The sequence below is a fragment of the Desulfomonile tiedjei DSM 6799 genome (assembly GCF_000266945.1).
Lineage (GTDB): Bacteria > Desulfobacterota > Desulfomonilia > Desulfomonilales > Desulfomonilaceae > Desulfomonile > Desulfomonile tiedjei.
This window is the reverse complement of the sequence record NC_018025.1, coordinates 2,156,238-2,175,111: the sequence shown is the minus strand read 5'-3', so window position 1 is coordinate 2,175,111 and position 18,874 is coordinate 2,156,238. Positions and strand designations below refer to the sequence as shown.

14 protein-coding genes are annotated in these 18,874 nt (G+C 51.0%); 6 read left to right on the top strand and 8 right to left on the bottom strand.

Annotated elements, in window-relative coordinates:
* Positions 1 to 211: 211 nt before the first annotated feature.
* The 8 genes from DESTI_RS09085 to DESTI_RS09050 form a co-directional block, all read right to left on the bottom strand.
* Entirely contained in the window at positions 212 to 2,485 is a 2,274-nt protein-coding gene (locus DESTI_RS09085; protein ID WP_014809669.1) for a xanthine dehydrogenase family protein molybdopterin-binding subunit, read from the bottom strand.
* Positions 2,486 to 2,506: 21 nt separating this feature from the next.
* Positions 2,507 to 3,382 (bottom strand): FAD binding domain-containing protein, encoded by an 876-nt coding sequence (locus DESTI_RS09080; RefSeq protein ID WP_014809668.1) that lies wholly within the window; start codon positions 3,380 to 3,382, stop codon positions 2,507 to 2,509.
* Positions 3,379 to 3,876 carry a (2Fe-2S)-binding protein gene (locus DESTI_RS09075; RefSeq protein ID WP_014809667.1) on the bottom strand — a complete coding sequence of 166 codons (498 nt, stop codon included), beginning with the start codon at positions 3,874 to 3,876 and terminating at the stop codon, positions 3,379 to 3,381. The genes DESTI_RS09080 and DESTI_RS09075 overlap by 4 nt, the downstream gene beginning before the upstream one ends.
* Before the next feature lie 130 nt (positions 3,877 to 4,006).
* On the bottom strand, positions 4,007 to 5,179 hold the full coding sequence (locus DESTI_RS09070) for an acyl-CoA dehydrogenase family protein (RefSeq protein ID WP_014809666.1): 1,173 nt from the start codon (positions 5,177 to 5,179) through the stop codon (positions 4,007 to 4,009).
* 346 nt (positions 5,180 to 5,525) lie between these two features.
* Complete coding sequence (locus DESTI_RS09065; protein ID WP_014809665.1) at positions 5,526 to 6,830, bottom strand: TRAP transporter large permease; 1,305 nt, start codon at positions 6,828 to 6,830, stop codon at positions 5,526 to 5,528.
* Positions 6,823 to 7,308 (bottom strand): TRAP transporter small permease, encoded by a 486-nt coding sequence (locus DESTI_RS09060; protein WP_014809664.1) that lies wholly within the window; start codon positions 7,306 to 7,308, stop codon positions 6,823 to 6,825. Before DESTI_RS09060 ends, DESTI_RS09065 begins: the two co-directional genes overlap by 8 nt.
* A gap of 66 nt (positions 7,309 to 7,374) precedes the next feature.
* Positions 7,375 to 8,397 (bottom strand): TRAP transporter substrate-binding protein, encoded by a 1,023-nt coding sequence (locus DESTI_RS09055; protein WP_014809663.1) that lies wholly within the window; start codon positions 8,395 to 8,397, stop codon positions 7,375 to 7,377.
* A 46-nt stretch (positions 8,398 to 8,443) separates the two neighbouring features.
* On the bottom strand, positions 8,444 to 9,946 hold the full coding sequence (locus DESTI_RS09050) for a class I adenylate-forming enzyme family protein (protein WP_014809662.1): 1,503 nt from the start codon (positions 9,944 to 9,946) through the stop codon (positions 8,444 to 8,446).
* Between the two features lie 147 nt (positions 9,947 to 10,093).
* Between DESTI_RS09050 and DESTI_RS09045 the strand changes: the two genes are divergently transcribed.
* The 6 genes from DESTI_RS09045 to DESTI_RS09010 all read left to right on the top strand — a co-directional run bounded on the left by DESTI_RS09045 (position 10,094) and on the right by DESTI_RS09010 (position 18,457).
* Positions 10,094 to 10,879, top strand: a complete 786-nt coding sequence (locus DESTI_RS09045) for a FadR/GntR family transcriptional regulator (RefSeq protein WP_014809661.1) — start codon at positions 10,094 to 10,096, stop codon at positions 10,877 to 10,879.
* A complete protein-coding gene (locus DESTI_RS09040; RefSeq protein WP_014809660.1) occupies positions 10,879 to 11,361 on the top strand; it encodes a response regulator in 483 nt (160 codons plus the stop codon). Before DESTI_RS09045 ends, DESTI_RS09040 begins: the two co-directional genes overlap by 1 nt.
* A gap of 502 nt (positions 11,362 to 11,863) precedes the next feature.
* Positions 11,864 to 14,923, top strand: coding sequence for a formate dehydrogenase-N subunit alpha (gene fdnG / locus DESTI_RS09030; protein WP_014809659.1), 3,060 nt, complete (start codon positions 11,864 to 11,866; stop codon positions 14,921 to 14,923).
* A 13-nt stretch (positions 14,924 to 14,936) separates the two neighbouring features.
* On the top strand, positions 14,937 to 15,584 hold the full coding sequence (locus DESTI_RS09025; RefSeq protein WP_014809658.1) for a 4Fe-4S dicluster domain-containing protein: 648 nt from the start codon (positions 14,937 to 14,939) through the stop codon (positions 15,582 to 15,584).
* A gap of 148 nt (positions 15,585 to 15,732) precedes the next feature.
* Positions 15,733 to 16,092, top strand: a complete 360-nt coding sequence (locus DESTI_RS09020; RefSeq protein ID WP_157212131.1) for a winged helix-turn-helix domain-containing protein — start codon at positions 15,733 to 15,735, stop codon at positions 16,090 to 16,092.
* Positions 16,093 to 16,423: 331 nt separating this feature from the next.
* Positions 16,424 to 18,457, top strand: coding sequence for a formate dehydrogenase H subunit alpha, selenocysteine-containing (locus DESTI_RS09010; protein ID WP_014809656.1), 2,034 nt, complete (start codon positions 16,424 to 16,426; stop codon positions 18,455 to 18,457).
* The last annotated feature ends 417 nt before the right edge of the window (positions 18,458 to 18,874 follow it).

Below are 18,874 nucleotides of genomic sequence, written 5' to 3'. Positions count from 1 at the left end.
ATTGTCCGATTCAAATCCCTCCAGCCCTCCTTTACGAAAGGGGGGTAATACGGACCTGCAAAGATAGTTCTCTTTGAGGCGGCAACACGGACCCGCAGGGCAGATCCGTGGCACACAAGATTGACATGGAGTCCGGATACAGGGGTGCCACTGACCTGCGGAGCAGGTCAGTGCAATCATTCTTCTTGAATGCAAAATGGTTTTACAGAGACTATTTTTTCTCACCCAGCGCTTGCAGAATTTTCTCGGGCGTTATCGGTAAGTTTTTACACCTGTACCCCGTCGCATGGTACACAGCGTCCGAGATCGCAGGAGCAGTGGGAGATGCAAGGCCTTCTCCACACTCTTTGGCACCAAACGGTCCTTCCGGTTCGTACGTATCGATATGGACCACCTCACTGGGCGGCATATCTGCTGCAGTAGGCATCTTGTAATCCACGAAGTTCGGATTCAGGGTTGTCCCTTTGTCCATGACGAACTGCTCTGAAAGCGCATATCCCAATCCCATTTGAATGGATCCCGCGAGCTGTCCTTCAACGCTTCTCGGATTCACTACCGTTCCGCAGTCGTGAGCTGTCCACATCTGCTTGACTTCCACCAGGCCGGTTTCTCGGTCAACCTCCACCTCAGCCACCTGGGCGCCGAATCCGAATGCTGGAGTCACCAGGCCTTTGTCCCTTGGAGTGTACGAACCGCGAGCGAATAACGGCTCCCCTCTGTTGGCCTTCTGGACCATGGCCACAGCGTCTCCGAATGACATGCCATAATCGGGTCTCGCCTTGGACTGCACCCGTCCGTTTTTGCATTCGATCTCATGAACCACATTGAGATTGAATCTTGCCGATACCGCACCGAAAAGCTGCTCTTTGATCTTCTTTGCTGCATCGAGTACGGCGTTTCCTGCCATTAAGGTAACACGACTTCCCCAGGTGCCAAGGTCGCCTTGTGGGGTCATGGAGGTATCCGCAGAAGTCATGCGGATGTCAGCCATGGTCAATCCGAGTTCCTCTGCCAATATCTGCTTCAGGACCGTGTCCGAGCCCTGCCCTATGTCGGAAGCCATGGTGAGCAGATGCACGGTGCCGTCGGAAAATGCTCTTACTTCTGCTGCAGAAAACGGATATTGCGTGTTGAACCAGTTGAACACTCCACCGGAGATAAAACTGTAGCAACCGATGCCCATACCCTGCCCAGGCTTGAGGTTTTTCCGTTTCTCTTTCCATCCGCTCATCTCAGCCACTGCTTGTATGGACTCCACGAAGCCGCAACTGGAAATGGTTGCAACGTCGGGAATCTTGTCTCCGCTTACCTGGGCATTCTTGAGCCTGAGATCGACGGGGTCGATCCCGAGATCTTCTGCTGCGATGTTCATCTGGATTTCCGTCGCATACAGCGATTGAGGAGCACCGAAACCACGCATAGCGCTGGCCGGAGGCTTGTTCGTGTACACATGCTCCCCGTGGAACCTGTAGTTCGGATAGCGATACAGCATAGCTCCGAAGTTTCCACACAGGAATGTGGCTGTGGGCCCCATGGCATTGAACGCTCCACCATCTAACTGGATTCTCAAGTCTTTTGCTACGAGCGTTCCGTCCTTCTTGAATCCGACTCTGGAGTGGAGTTTCATACCGTGTCGGCGTCTGCCTGCAAGGAACTCCTCTTCCCTGCTCAGAGTGAATTTCACGGGTTTTCCGGTTTTCTTCGCCATAAGAGCTGCACAGAATTCCCAGGTGCGCAGTTCCATTTTTCCGCCGAAACCGCCTCCGATATAGGGTTTGATTACTCGGATATCGTTTTCCCGCATTCCCAGGGTTGAAGCCAAGAGACATTGCACGATGTAAGGAACTTGAGTGGAACTCCACAGGGTGATGCGCCCGTCCAGGTCGACTTGCGCCAGTGCTGAACAGGGCTCAAGATACGCATGGCTCACTGAATGAACCCTGAAAACATCTTCCCTCACGTAGTCGGATTCAGCAAACCCCTTTTCCACGTCTCCGTACTGAATCTTTCGATTGACGCTGACATTGGTGGGGCAGTAGTCATGGATGACAGGAGCTCCGGTCTGCATGGATGAATCGACATCGAAAACTGCGGGTAATTCTTCGTATTCCACGGTAATAAGCGCCAGGGCTTCTTCCGCAATGTCTTTGTCAATTGCGGCTACTGCGGCGACTTCATCACCGATGAATCTTACTTTGTCGATAGCCAGGGGGTATTCGTCCTGAGTGTCCGGAAAAAGTCTCCAGTTGCCATATTTGATCTTGGGAGTGTCGTTTGCGGTGAGTACGCATTTCACTCCCGGGAGTGAGGCAGCTCGGCTGACATCGATACTCTTGATCAGTGCGTGCGCAAACGGGCTTCTTAGTATTCTTCCGTGCAGCATTCCCGGCAGCTTCATATCGTCCGTATATATGGCAGCCCCTCGTGCTTTGGCTTCACCATCGGTTCTGGGGACATCTTTTCCTATGATGCTGAACTCTTTCATAGTCCTTCCTTTCCGTTTGAGCTAGCGCTGCCCGGCAAAATCAAGGGCTTCTTCCATAGCCCGTCGAGTCAGAACAGCTACCATCTTCTTGCGCCACTCTGCGCTTGCTCTCACGTCCGAGATGGGCTTCGCTTCCTCTGAAGCCTGATCGCCGGCTTTCCGGATAAGTTCCTCGGACCATGCCTGACCTTGGATAAGATCCTCAGTTCTTGGTGCTCGCATGGGGATAGGCGCCACAGCGCCAAGGACCACCCGAGCCTCTTTGCAGATTTCGCCGTCGAAGATTCCGGTGACGGCAACGCATACAGCAGCAATGTCCACTCCACAGCGTGCAGATATGCGTTTGTAAGAAGTCCCGGACTGTTGTGGAGGCGGCGGCACATGTATCGAAGTCAGTATCTCACCCTGTTCGATGGCTGTAATTCCAGGCCCCTTGAAAAACCGATCGAGTGGCAGCCGTCTTTCTCCCTTCAGACTCTTAAGTATGGCTTCTCCTCTCAAGGCAATGAGAGGTGGAGCATTGTCCGCAGACGGAGCCGCGTTGCACAGATTTCCCACAACAGTGCCCATGTTGCGCACTTGAACGTTGGCCATCACCTGCCCTGCATGAGCAAGAGCCGGATAGTACTTCAGGATATCGGGATGGGAGACAACTTCGGCGATTCGGGCGGTCGCGCCGACGGTCAATCCCCGATCGGCGTCAAAGTGTATGGTACTTAAATCTTCAACCGCTTGGAGGCTGATAATCGCCGTGGGTTTGAGACGACCATGGGTCATCTTTACCAGGACGTCTGTTCCTCCTGCCATAACATAAGCGCCCTCACCCTGTTCCGTGAGCAGTTTCAGAGCAGATTCCAGTGTGGTCGGAGCAAAGTATTCGAATCTGGGTAATCTCATGATTCAACCTCTTCCGATTCATCGGCTCGCATTTTTTCTGCCGCGACGGAAATCGCTTCCACAATCTGGTTGTACCCCGTGCATCTACACAGATTTCCTGAAAGACCCGCTCTAATTTCCTTCTCAGTTGGCGTGGGATTGTGACTCAAGAGATGAAGAGCCGACATCTCCATGCCGGAAGTGCAAAAGCCGCATTGAATCGCTCCCGTCTTGACAAAGGCTTCCTGGATGGGGTGAAGCTCTTCACCGGAAGGCGCAAGACCTTCCACGGTTCGAATGGATTTCCCATCGACCGAAACGGCCAAAGTTAAACACGAGCTTACACTTCGGTCGTCCACGATTACCGTGCAGGCTCCGCAGTCACCTGTCCCACACCCCAACTTCGTCCCCGTAAGATTGAGGTCGTCCCGCAACATTTCATTCAGAGTCTTCCACGGGTCCACCGCCAATGAATACTCGTCTCCATTTACCTTGAATCTGATTCGATGCTTCATTTTTCCTTCCACCTCTGTCCAAACACTCACGATCACCATCCCTTGTGCACTGGAAGAAGTAAATTCGGGGAAACCCTTCTTGTAAGAAGTGTTTCCCCAAATTCTACTGCCTTCAGAGCGCAGGGGTATTTCATAGGGTTGAGGCGATTACTATGCGTTGTATTTCGTTTGTTCCTTCGTATATTTGGGTGATTTTGGCATCACGCATGAAGCGTTCTACGGGATACTCCATCATATAGCCGTATCCTCCCAGAATTTGAACCGCCTCGATTGCAGTTTCCATAGCCACATCCGAGCAAAACGCCTTGGACATGGACGAGTATCGTATGATTTCCGGCGACAATCTCGAAAGATCTTTGCGAGCATACGTCTGGAGAAGGTCGCAGGTTCTGTAGAGTAGTTGTCGAGCAGCCGCGATTTTCATTGCCATGTCCGCGAGTTTGGAAGCTATGGCTTGATGCTTGATGATTGGTTTCCCAAACGTCTCGCGTTCTTTGGCGTATTGCGTTGCGTACTCGAAAGCTCCTTGTGCGACTCCGAGTGCCTGTGCCGCCACAGCAGGTCGAGTGAAGTCCAGGGTTTTCATCATGATATGGAAACCGTCACCTTCCTCCCCTAGACGGTTCTCGACAGGAACTTCCACATTGTCGAAGATGAGTTCCCGGGTTTCCGACGAACGGATTCCCATTTTGCTTTCTTTCTTACCTACCGTGAACCCTGGCATACCTTTTTCCACGACAAAGACACTTGCGGCCCGATGCGATTTCTCGTCCGGATTGGTAACGGCATACACCGTGAGAATATCTGCCACACCGCCATTGGTTATGAACATTTTGGTGCCGTTCAAAATGTACGAGTCTCCTTTTCGCACAGCTCGCGTTTTGAGCGCCGCAACATCCGAGCCGCCTTTCGCTTCAGTCAAGGCAAAAGCCGACAGTTTCTCGCCTACCGAAAGGGGTTCGAGATATTTCTGCTTCTGCTCGTGATTTCCGGCAAGAATAATGGGGAGACTGCCCAATTCCTGGGTGGAAGGTATCATTGCCGTGGCCATGTCCACCTTGGCAAATTCTTCGATAACCATACAGAGCGCCAGCAGTCCCGCTTCCATGCCCCCGTATTCCGAGGGAAAGTCGATGCCCATGAGACCGTTTTGCACCATGAGTTCCACCATGTCTGGCGCAAATTCCCCGTCTATATCTCTCTGGGCGGCACCAGGGGCTACTTTCTCTTTGGCCAGGCGTCTGACCGTCTGCTGCAGGATTCTTTCTTCTTCGGTCAGACCGAATCGCTCTATATGTTCCATAAGTCCTCACAGTCGTCTCTTGATATATGCGTAATCACTGGTTATTGTGATAAACCGAGAGGTTGACTTCACTCTATGAGCGACTGACGCTAAGGCATGTGTCCTCTTCATTAAGAGTGAAAAAAAGCATCGGCATCTACTCACCATCTCGTCCCTCACCCCCCTTTTTTAAAGGGGGGCCGGGGGGATTTTAAGCTAAACCTCTGTAAATAGTGAAAATCCCCCTGAATCCCCCTTTATGAAAGGGGGACATTGGCTGCTATCTTGACTCACCTCTGTCTACTCAGGTACTGACCGGTCTTGGACCGGCGCCTATGCTCCGCAACCGCTGCCTCCAAACTCTCCACTATCCGCCCATCAGCAGGTTCGGAAGAAACGTTACGATATCAGGAAAAAGAAAGAGAATCGCCGCACAGGCAAACAGACTCAGAAGAAACGGTAAACAGCCCTTGTAAATCACGCTCATTGGAACACCCGTAATGCTTTTTACCACAAAAACGCAAATCGCCACCGGCGGAATGATGACACCGATCATGACGGTAATCGCGATCATAATGCCGAACCACATGGGATCGTACCCCAGCTTTATCACTGCCGGATAGAAGATGGGAGTCGCAAGGATCATGAATGCAAGATCGTCGATAAACGATCCTCCGATAAGATATACAATGATAATGAGCATCATGACAAGAGCAGGATGCAGAGGAAGCCCGGTTATCCAGTCGGCCGCAACGAGCGGGATCTCCGTAACGGTAAGAAAATGGCCGAGCACCGTTGAACCGGCAATTAAGAGTAGCACCATGCATGCAGTACGGAGCGATTCGTCTATGGATTTGAGAAATCCCTTAAGCGTCAACTCTCTTCTTGAACCCGCTAGCAGCAGTACTGCAAAGGTGCCCATGCTGCCTGCCTCGGTAGGAGAAAACCACCCCCACATGAGCCCGCCGATCACGACCAGGAATATCATGGCGACCCAGAAAAATTCCGGTAAAGCTCTCAACCTGAGGGCCCAAGGGACCCTCTCTGCACGGGGAGCAATAGCAGGATTGATTGTCACCCAACCGCAGATGACCATCATGAAGAAGCAGGAAATGAGGAGCCCGGGAATAATCCCCGCCAGGAACATCTTGCCTATGGATTCCTCTACGATAATGGAATAGATGATGAGCACGATGCTGGGCGGAATAAGCATTCCCAGAGTGCCTACCGAGGCAACCACGCCGGTGGACAATTTTTTGTCATACCCGTAACGATCCATTTCCGGGATGGCTATTCCAGCGAAAGTTGCTGCAGTTGCCAGGGTGGAGCCGCACATGGCCTTGAACAGCGTCGCTCCGGCGACCGTAGTCATAGCGATTCCACCAGGGATATGCCCCACGAATTTATGCGTTGCCACGTACAGTCGCTTCGCAATATTCGAATTGGATGCAATCTGTCCCATTAGTACAAAGAGCGGGATTACCGTAAATCCGTACGATGAAAACGTTTCAAAGAAATCCTTGACGAGCAGATTTGACGCAGCACTGAATGAAACGAGATAGCTGAATCCAATAAAACCGAGAAAAGCCATGGCAAACGCCAGTTCAAATCCTGTCAGGAAGAGGAGTATCAGTACAAAGAGCGCCAAGATTCCGGTGGCAATTTCACTCATGCTTTTCTCCGTAGACCACGTTCACCAGGTCGCAAAACAGGGTCGCCACTTGCATGAAACAGCTAATCGCAAGACCGAATGCGATTGGATATAGTGGCAGCTTGAAGGCTCCGCTTATCTGATTCGATCTCATGAGATCCATTCCATAAAGGATGAAATTGTACCCTGCCAGAAGAAACAGCATGATACCGGCAGATCTTGTGAGTGCCAGAAGTATCCTACGGGACTTGGGTGAAAGCTTCTCAAGTACGAAGTCCACGAGAATATGTCCCTTTGTCCAGGTGGTGTAAGGTACCGCAAACCCGATAGCTATGGCACCCAGAAAGGAAATGAGCTCCACACTACCCACAATCGGCCTGCCAATGGACCTCATTGTCACATCTACCAGGGTTATGCCCATCATACATACGAGAGCGATTCCCGAAATGGAAAAGAGCGAGAAATCGGCTTTCAGAACTGCAGCTTTGAACCTCTTCACGATCGTCGTTCCTTTCAGGGAAGAGTGTCTGCCGCAAGGAGGTTGACAGACACTCACCGGGTGGAATTATGGATGCGACTTGATGTATTCCACACAGAACTGCAGCGACTCGTCTCCTGGTAACCCCTTGGCCATAGTCGCCTTGACGTATTCGGCGAGAATGGGTTTCATCTTTTCGGCAGTTTTGGCCTCGTCTTCAGGACTTGCTTTTACGAATTTAATCCCCTTTTTGCTGCAGAACTCTTTTGATTCTGCATCCAGTTCCGTCCACTGTTTCCCTTGTTTCTCAACCCATTCAAGATTTACCTGTGTAATAATTTCTTGAATATCCTTGGGAAGTGAATTCCACTTATCTTTGTTCATCACCACGAAAATCGGTGCAGTGTACGCCATAGCGTAATTTTCCACCGTGGTTTTGATCATTTCAAAGAATTTCCATCCTTTGATAGGTTCTATGGGCAGCAGAACTCCATCTATTAAACCCTTCTGCAGACCGTCGTATGTTTCAGTGATAGGAAGACTTACCGGAGCCCCATTCATAGCCGAGACGATTGCCGCATTTTCTGCGTTGGCTTTGATTCTCAGCCCTTTGACGTCATCAATGCCCGATATCACTTTCTTGGTGTTGAAAAGACCGGGGCCGTGTCCATGAAGGTACATGACCTGGGAATCCTCGAACTCTTTTGGCTTGAATTTCTTGTAGAATTCGTTGCACAAGTTCGTCGCCTGGATGCCGCTTGAATATCCCAGAGGTAACGCGAGCACTTCGGTCAGCGGAAATCTGCCGGGAGCGTACCCCACAAGGCTCTGCCCGACGTCGGCTATTCCCTTGACCACACTGTCGTAGGTCTGAGTGGGAGGGGTCAGCGTGTTCCCGGCAAAGTAAGTGACTTTGATTCTTCCGTTAGTCCTTTTTTCGATTTCTTTGCCCCATTGTTCCGAAAGAATGCTGTTTTTGTGGGATGGGGGAAAAAAGTTGGAGTACTTGAGCTTTATCACCTTTTCGTCCGCTTGAACGGATCCTGCCAAGGCGATGAAAAGGACAACCAGCAAAATAGAGATACCATGGACAGCCACAATCTTTCTCATTCTACTCTCCTTTACTTGGGATGTTCCCCTTGAAATCCACACATTGTTATCGGTCTTCGCCCGAGAATTGTTTCCTGAGTTCCCGTTTCAGGATCTTCCCTGCCGGGCTCTTGGGCATTTCTTCCAACACGACATATCTCTTCGGAATCTTAAATGCAGAGAGATGCTGCTTCAGGTATGTTTTCAGGTCCTCTGAAGAGACTTCGTTTCCCGGTCTGGGAACAATAAAAGCGGTAACCCGTTCTCCCCACTCACGATCGGGGAGCCCTACTACGGCGCATTCCTGAACATCGGATCGGGAATAGATGATTTCTTCTACCTCGCGGGGGTACACGTTTTCTCCCCCTGTAATGATCATGTCTTTGAGGCGATCCACGATGAACAGGTAGTCGTTTTCGTCAAGTAGCCCGATGTCTCCTGAACGGAACCACCCCTCCTCCCAGAAAGCGTTTTTGGTGTCAGTAGGGTTGTTCAGGTATCCTTTCATGATGTTGCGCCCGCGAATACAGATCTCACCTTCCTGTCCTTCCGGGACCTGATTCCCCTCCTGATCCCGGATTTGCACCTCTATGCCCGGGACCGTGGTTCCCACCGATCCTATAACGTGCCTGTAGTAATGATTATACGTAACGGCTGACGCAGATTCCGTCATGCCGTAACCTTCAAAGATGGTCAGGTCGGTTCGATCCTTCCACTGCCGCACGATTTCCGCGGCCATGCTGGCTGCTGCCGAAAAACAGTATCGGACATTCCCCAACTTTTCCTTCAATCCCTCGAGTGTCAGTAAGCGAGTATAAATTGTCGGAACCGCGTACAGCTTCGTGACTTTTCCTGAAGCGGTCTTAGCCAGGACCTGCTCCAGGTCGTACCCGGGAAAAAGCTCCAAACACCCGCAACTGAAAATGGTGGCATTCATTATGTGTATCTGGCCGAAAACATGGTTCAGGGGCAGGAAACAAAGGGATCGATCGATTTCCGACGAGTGCTCGGAAAATGCTACGTTATGACTCGACACTGTGATGTTTTCGTGCGTTAACATCACCCCTTTGGGTGTACCGGTAGTGCCGCCGGTATAGAGAATTGCGGCAGTGTCGTCTCTCTTTCTCTCAACAGTCCTGAACGAGTCCTTACCGCTTTCAATAATGCTGCGAAGGGAAGTCTCTCCGGTTTCGGAAATAATCTTTTCGATGCCGGCCCGGTCCTGCAAATTCCCGATTTGATCCAGCTTCGCATCGACGGTCACGAAGAAACGCGGTCTGCTGTGATCGAGCAAAAGCTGCAGTTCTTCATTCTGTAAGGAACTGGAGAACGTTACTGCGATCCCCCCTGCCTTGAGCACGCCAAAATAGAACGCAATCCATTCCACCGAATTGGGAGCGCATAGGCCGACGAGATCCCCAGGCATCATGCCTAACCCCGTAAGCCCCCCTGCTATGCGATTCGCCATGCGATCCAAGTCACGGTAAGTAATCTCGAATTGGCCGTAACTTACCGCCGGTCGATGCGGGAAGAAGAAAGCGGCTCGATCCAAATGCTTGGCAATGTTCATGTGTACCTCGGAGGGAACGCGTATCGAGGACGAATTGTCTGATGTTTATCATTTGTGAATAAATAACGTCAACAATAATTCACCATGATGATGATTAATCTTGGAAAAATCCTTTTTTTTTGGTACATCTGTTCACAGAGGAGAACTATGCCGAAATTTAAACCTATCAGACAGACGAGAGTCTCCGATGAAGTTACCGAACAGATAAAGCAATCCATTCTTCTCGGTGATTTCAAAGCAGGTGACAAACTGCCTTCAGAGCATGAGTTGATGGAGCAGTTCCAAGTCAGCCGGGTTACCGTGCGAGAGGCTATAAGGAATTTAGAGAATGCCGGTTTCCTCGCCACTCGACAGGGGGCTTCCGGCGGCGCTTACGTTACCGAGCTTTCCTTCGAACGTCTTGCAGATGCATTTCTCGATTTATTCCTTGTGGACAAAATCTCCATGCCCGAATTATGCCAGGCACGACAGATCATAGAACCGGAAGTGGCCCGTGTTGCAGCGATGAAGATTACTCCGGAATATTCCAAGATGCTGATCGCTGCTCTGGAAGACGAGGAAAAGCCTGTAAGAACCCTGTTTGACGATTTAGAGACCAAAACCACGGTACATACCATTCTGGTGGAGATCTGCGGTAACCGTTTTATCGAAGCCCTTGTGAAGTCTCTCATGAGGGTTACTCGCCAGGTTGTCGCAACAGTGCATCAAAGTTCGGAATCACTGCATCCGGCTGGTATGCACAGGCCAATCGTCGAAGCCGTGCTCGCAGGAAAACCGGATGAAGCAGCAGAGGCCATGAGGCTCCATGCAATTGAGTTCGGCGAAATAATGATTGAAATGGAAAAAAGATTTCGGCAAAACATGATGCCCGGTTTCACTGTGAAGATTCCCGGAGAATCCAGTTCCTCAATACTGAACGAGAAAGTGAAATAATGACCAGTGAGATATTGAGAGGCAAAAGAATTCTTGCTGTGGACGACGAGCCCGATGTGCTTGAAATGGTTCGGGAACAGCTTGAGACATGTGAAGTCACGACAGCAGGAGGCTATGACGAGGCCAAAGAGTTACTCTTCGAGAAAACCTTTGATTTGGCCCTCCTTGACATCATGGGGGTAAAGGGATTCGATTTACTGGAACACTGCACGGAAAAACAATTGCCCGCGGCAATGCTTACAGCTCACTCCATTACTGCCGAGAGTGTGAACAAAGCGATGAGTCTCGGCGCTATCTCCTTCTTGCCAAAAGACGAGCTGGCCAACCTGCCGGAGCATGTTACCGATATTTTTGAGGGGCTCCTTCAGGGAAAGAGCCATTGGAGGCGTTTGTTCGAGCGCTTGGGTCCCTTCTTTCGTGATAGACTCGGACTTACCTGGGAGAATATCGGTAAGCCCAGAAATCCACCATACATGTATTGATCGTAAGGCTTTCTTCAGGCACAGAGATTTTTTACTCGTCGCCTGTGAACGCATCCCCTCGCATATAACATAGCGAAGGCTGGGGTGTCCTGAGCGGAATGATTAGACGGCTTTGCGTCGTCCGGAGCGAAGGATACCTTCAGCCTCTCAGATTATGAAAAAGAAAGCGAGTCTGCATAAAGCCTATGCAAAATCAGTCATAGCTAAATCTCCACTGCTCTCAAACAAACATTCTATATTTCAGCAACATAAAACTCTAGCAAAAATGATATGTTGACAAATTTGCACTGCTATGTCATTCATGACATAGGCTAGTTATGTCATTTCCGACACAACACTTCTGCTCTCCGGTTGAGATGTATTCTGGTTTACGCACATTCGGGAAACGATGCGAGGGTGCACCTTCATTCGAAGAGGAGGAAACGGCTTCCGATCTTCAAGTTACGCTTTTGAAGATTCGGGAGATTTGACGCAACAGACATTAGACGGAAGGAGGCCAATGATGGATGTGACTCGCCGGGAGTTCCTTGTTATATCCGGCGCGTTGGGAGCCGGTGCGGCGCTCTCATCTTTGGGGCTCGATCTTGGAGCGACGAACGCATATGCGAAAGAGCTCAAGATCGACAAGATGAAGACAGCAAAACGCACCACATCGATCTGTCCGTACTGCTCTGTGGGGTGCGGTCTGATCGTAAGCACTGACACGAAAGCCGGAAAGATCATCAACATCGAGGGTGATCCCGATCATCCCGTTAACGGGGGCTCACTCTGCGCAAAAGGCGCATCGGTGTATCAAACAACTGCTGCCAATCCCAACCGCCTTACCAAGGTGCTCTATCGCGCCCCGTACAGCGACAAATGGCAAGAGAAAAGCTGGGACTGGGCAATCGCCGAAATCGCCAAGCGTGCGAAGAAGACTCGTGACGCGGGTTTCATAGAAAAGAACGACAAAGGCCAGGTAGTGAATCGCGTGGAGAACATAGCGCACCTGGGCAGCTCGAACATCGACAACGAAGAAGTTGCGGTTCTCAATTTAATGGTCAGGGCACTGGGCCTGGTTTACATCGACCACCAGGCCCGAGTCTGACACAGTCCGACTGTTGCGGCTCTGGGAGAGTCGTTCGGGCGCGGCGCAATGACCAATCACTGGGTGGATCTGGAAAACAGTGATTGCCTCCTCATCATGGGCAGCAATGCTGCCGAAAACCACCCCATCAGCATGAGATGGGTGATGAAGGCCAAAGAGCACGGTGCCAAAGTAATATCCGTTGATCCCCGGTACACGAGAACATCGGCCATTTCCGACTATTATGCCGCCTTACGTTCCGGAACCGACATAGCCTTCCTCGGCGGCATGATCAACTACATTCTGGAAAAAAATAAGTATTTCAAAGAGTACGTCGAAAACTACACGAACGCATCGCACATTGTTGGGGACAAGTTCGATTTCAACGATGGTCTATTTTCCGGATACAACAAAGAGACCGGGAAATACGACGCTTCTAACTGGGCCCTTAAACGGGACGACAAAGGGGTCGCCGAAAAAGACCCGACTTTGCAGAATCCGCGGTGCGTGTTTCAACTTCTTAAAAAGCACTATTCCAGATACACGCCTGAAAAGGTATCCGAGATTACGGGTACTCCCGTGGAAGATTTGCTGAAAGTATACGAGATGTATTCTTCCACAGGGACTCGAGACAAAGCCGGCAGCGTCCTGTACGCTTTGGGTTGGACCCACCACACGATTGGGGCGCAGATCATCCGCACAAGCGCCATCGTCCAGTTGCTCCTGGGCAACATTGGAATAGCGGGTGGAGGCATCAACGCCCTTCGCGGGCAACCGAACGTTCAGGGGTCAACGGACGGATGTCTGTTGTTCCATATCCTTCCGGGATACCTGAAGGTTCCCAGAGGGTCTCAGCAAACCCTGGAAGCATATCTGAAAGCGTACACGCCCAAGACGGGTGAGCCCCAATCCGCGAACTGGTGGCAAAATACCCCCAAGTACACGGTGAGCTTGCTCAAAACGTTCTTCGGCGACAAGGCCACCAAGGAAAACGACTTCGGCTATGCCTGGCTGCCCAAAGCAGACGACGGCAAGACGTATTCGTGGCTTGACATGTGCGACGTGATGTACTCGGGTAAGATCAATGGCATGTTCATATGGAGCCAAAACCCTGCAGGGAGCCATCCCAATGTCAATAAAGTGGTAAAAGCCCTGAGCAACCTCGACTGGCTCGTCCATGCCAACATCTTCAACAATGAGACTGCATCCTTCTGGCACGGCCCGGGATTGGATCCCAAGAAGATCAAAACCGAGGTGTTTCTCTTGCCCGCTGCCTGTTCGGTAGAGAGAGAGGGGAGCCTCAGCAACAGCGGACGAGTTGCCCAGTGGCGCTACAAGGCTGTTGAGCCTGCGGGCGAAGCAATGCCCGACGGCGAAATGGTATATCGCCTGGTCCGGAAACTGAAAGAGCTTTACAAGAAGGAAGGGGGCAAGTGTCCTGAGCCGATTTTGAACTTGCATTGGGACTATGGAGACGACAAGGGCAGGTTCGATCCCCACAAGACAGCCAAGGAGACCAACGGCTATTTCGTGAAGGATGTGACGCTCAAAGATCCCACGGGGAAAGACCTCAACTTCAAGAAGGGCGATCTTGTTCCCACCTTCGGGTTACTGCAGGCCGACGGCAGCACTTCATGCGGAAATTGGCTCTATTGCGCAAGCTACACCAATGCGGGAAACATGATGGCCCGCAGAGGAACGGAAGATCCCACCGGCCTGGGCCTCTATCCCAATTGGGCATGGTGCTGGCCCGTGAACCGCAGAATCCTTTATAACCGCGCATCCTGCGACCCCAGCGGCCAACCGTGGAATCCCAAGAGGGTCGTGGTGAAATGGGAAGGCGGCAAATGGGTTGGCGACGTTCCTGATGGCCCATGGCCTCCCATGAGCGACAAAGAAAAGGGCAAACTCCCCTTCATCATGAAGCCGGATGGAGTCTCTTCTTTGTTCGGGCCCGGTATGGCGGACGGTCCTTTTCCAGAGCACTATGAACCGTACGAGAACCCGCTGGGGAAAAACCCCATGTCTGCGCAGGTGAGCAATCCTGCAATCAAGATCTTCAAGAGCGACATGGATAAGGTTGCTTCGGCCGATCCCAACTTCCCCTACGTGTGCAGCACCAATGGTATCACTGAGCACTGGTGCTCGGGTTCCTTTACTCGATGGCAACCCTGGCTCCTGGAGATGCAGCCCGAGCTGTACGTGGAAATAAGCCCTCAACTGGCTGGCGAAATCGGAATCAAGAACGGTGATCGAGTGAAGGTGGCTTCAATCAGAGGTGAAGTGGAATGTGTTGCCATGGTGACCCCACGCATCAGGCCTTTCAAAATCGCCGGTAAGACCATCCATCAGGTGGCAATGCCCTACTGTTTCGGGTGGCTTATGCCAAAAACCGACAAGAACTATGCGACCAATCTCCTGACACCAGCAGTGGGAGATGCCAACACCATGTGCCCTGAATATAAGGCGTTCATGGTCAATGTGAAGAAAGTATGAGGAGGTGTAAACTATGTCAAATGGATATTCGATACTCGTTGACACCTCCAAATGCACTGCGTGCCGAGGCTGTCAGGTAGCCTGCAAGCAATGGAATCAATTGCCTGCTACAAAGACCACGAACTGGGGTAGCTATCAGAACCCCAAAGACCTTTCTGCCGAGACCTGGAAAGTCGTGAGGTTTGCCGACGGCGTAAACGGGAATGGCAAAGTGTACTGGCATTTCTTTACGGACCAGTGCCGACATTGCCTGTCTCCGGGCTGTATGGCAGCGGTGGAAAAAGATGAAATAGTTCAGGACGAAAAAACAGGGGCTGTTATCTTCACGCCCAATACCAAAGATCTGGATTTTAAAGCCACCTTGGAGGGATGTCCCTACAACATTCCTCGGCAAGATCCCAAAAACAAGCAGCTCTTCAAGTGCACGATGTGCTTTGACCGGATCTCGAACAATCAGATACCGGCCTGCGTCAAATCGTGTCCTACAGGAACTATGGTTTTCGGAGAACGCGACAAGATCGTGGACATGGCAAAAAAGAGGGTTCAGGAGCTCAAGAAGGATTTTCCTCAAGCTCAGGCCCTGAACGTAGATGATGTTCGGGTCATCTACGTTGTGAAAGAGGATCCGAAGAAGTACTACCAGTACGCAGCGGGTAAATAACCCGAGCTGCCTTTTACGAAAGACGGCCGTTCAGTCCGAATTGATGGAATGAACGGCCGCTTCGTATCCAGAATTGCACCTATGGATTTCCCTTTCCTCTTTCACGTTGAAAAAATAATACATGGATCATTGTACCATGAATCTCAAGGTGAAATCGAAAGTTTGGATCGAGAACACCATCGGCGAGACCGTGATCGGCGAAGGTCGATTCAAAATCCTGAAAGCCATAAGTGAAACAGGTTCCATCAGCAAAGCCGCTCTCAAAGTGGGCCAGCCATTCAGGCGAGTCTGGGCGAGAGTGAAAGATGCCGAGACTCAATCCGGCATCAAACTCGTCGAGACGAGCAACAAAGGAACCACGCTGACTTCTGAAGGAGAGAAATTGCTGAGAAGATATGCTGAACTTCATCGCGTGTGTAATCGTTACGCAAATGCGAAATTCAGGAAACTTTTTCCCAAGAACGAGTATTCACGGCGGCGGAACGTGAAGCGGAAGCGTCCCGCATGATGTAATACCATTTCGCAATCATGCATATAAGATGGCGAAGGCTGAGGTGTTCTGAGCGGAGTGATTAGACGGCCTTGCGTCGTCCGGAGCGAAGGATACCTCAAGCCTGCCAGATTATAAAAACAAAAGCGAATCGGTATAAGTTTTTCGTAAGATTTGCCCAAGGAGAGAATGTTATTGCGCCTTGGTTCTACAATTTGAGTTCGGCAAAATAACGGAACGATGTTTCTTTTCGTTGACTGGAAGGGAGACGTTTGCGATAACTTATGTCAAACGAGACATAAGTGAATGAAGACCCTGCACTAAAGCGTCAGAGTTGGAGAATGTGAGAATGGATTATCGATTTGTACAAACCACGTGTCCTTATTGTGGCTGCGGCTGTCAGATGCTTCTGGAGGTCATGGACGGCCGCCTCATCGGGACCACACCTGTCAAGACGGCTCCTATGAATCAGGGCAAGCTTTGCATCAAGGGATGGAATGCGCATCAGTTTGTCCACAGCCCGGACAGGCTGACAACGCCATTGATTCGGAAGAATGGGAAGCTGGAAGAGGCCTCGTGGGAAGAGGCTTTTGATTTCACGGTATCACGCCTCAAAGAGATCAAAGAAACTTACGGTGGCGATAGTATAGGTTTTTTCGCTTCAGCCCGTTGCACCAATGAAGACAATTACGTGCTGCAAAAATTCTGCAGGGCTGGATTCGGTACGAACAACATCGATCATTGCGCACGTCTCTGACACGCTCCCACGGTGGCAGGTCTTGCCGCCGCTTTCGGAAGTGGAGCAATGACGAACTCGATCCCTGAGATCGAAGACACGGACTGTCTCCTGGTCGTGGGTTCAAATACCACGGAAGCTCACCCGTTGATATCGCATCGCATGTACCGAGCCAAGCTGAAAGGCGCCAAGCTCATCGTTGTGGATCCGCGCAAAATTCAGATGTCGCTCCAGGCGGATATGCATGTTCGCCTGAATTTTGGCACGGATGTAGCCTTATTCAATGGTGTAATGCATGCCATTCTTGCCAACAATTGGCACAACCCATCTTTCGTCGAGGAACGAACCGAAGGCTTTGCCGAGCTTCAGGAGCATCTGAAAAAATATACCCCTGAAAAGGCATCTGAAATCTGCGGAGTTCCTCCTGAAGATATCATGCGTATAGCCGAAATGTACGCCACGGCGGAGCGGTCTTCTATTTGCTATACCCTGGGAATCACGGAACACTCCCACGGAGTCGATAATGTCAAAACCCTGGCCAATCTCGCGATGTTGACCGGCCAGATCGGTAGGGTGTCCACCGGCGTGAATCCCATGCGGGGCCAGAATAACGTTCAAGGCGCCTGTGATATGGGCGGACTTCCCAATGTGTACCACGGGTATCAAGTAGTCACGGATGATGCGGTAAGGCAAAAATTCGAGCAGGCTTGGCAGGCAAAGCTGTCTAATCGGGTCGGATACACGATTCCGGACATGATGGACCGCCTGATTGATGGCTCGCTCAAATGCTTGTACATATTGGGGGAAAATTCGGTATTGAGCGACCCGAACACTCATCACGTGACTCATGCACTGAAGTCAGCGGAATTCTTGATCGTTCAGGACATCTTCCTTACCGAGACGGCCCAATTGGCCCATGTTGTCTTTCCCGGAGCCTGCTGGGCCGAAAAGGAAGGCACTTTCAGTAATACGGAACGTAAATTTCAGCGGGTACGCAAAGCTGTAGAAAACCCGGAAGGTTCCATGGCTGACTGGAAGATCATCTGCGAATTAGGCAAGCGGCTTGGTCTTTCCATGGATTATGAATCGCCTTCGCAAATCTTCGATGAGCTGGCGAGCCTGGCTCCTTCCTTCGCAGGAATGAGCCATGAGCGACTGGACAAAGGAGGTATCCAGTGGCCCTGTCCTTCCCCGGACCACCCGGGAACTCAGTTCCTTCATCAGGGAAAATTTACCCGAGGGCGAGGCCAGTTTCACGTGATCGATTTCCGACCTCCGGAAGAACTACCTGATGCCGAATACCCGTACCTGCTCACGACAGGACGGAGGTATGCGCATTATCATACACGAACCATGACAGGCAGATGCTCTTCGCTACACAAGGAGTTTCCTGAGCCATTTGCTCAGATCAACCATCTCGATGCCGAGCGCCTCGGATTACGAGACGGCGATGTGATTCGGGTGACTTCCCGCAGAGGAGAGATATTCACGCCGGTGCGACCTGGGGACATTGTGCCCGAAGGCGCAATTTTTATGGATTTCCATTTTGCAAAAGCCAATCCGAACGAGCTTCTGGGGACGTCATTGGATCCGGTATCCAAGACTCCCGATTACAAGGTGTGCGCCGTGAGGATTGAGAAAGCCTAGGACCGGCTTATAATCATTGCCCAAATAAATGACTGAAACTCGGTGCAGATGTTGGTCGAGAAATCCCCCTCCCCCCCTTTCGTAAAGGGGGGCTTGGGGCATAGGCGTTAAAATAAGGATCCGGCGTAGGATTGATGACCAAAACGAACCGCATCTTTTTTGCCAAGGTGTCTGAATGACTGTCATTGCGAGCGAAGCGAAGCAATCGCCTGGAATTAAGCGCCATATTCCCAGGCGATTGCCACGTCGCTGCGCTCCTCGCAATGACAATTATCTGTTTTATTTGATGGTTTATGCCTGTGAATTCGTAAACGCATCTTCGGTCAGGCCTGGGGCCAGACCCATCAAGATGGGCAAGATGCTCTTATTTTAACGCCTATGGGGGCTTGGGGGGATTTGAATCGGACAAAACATTTG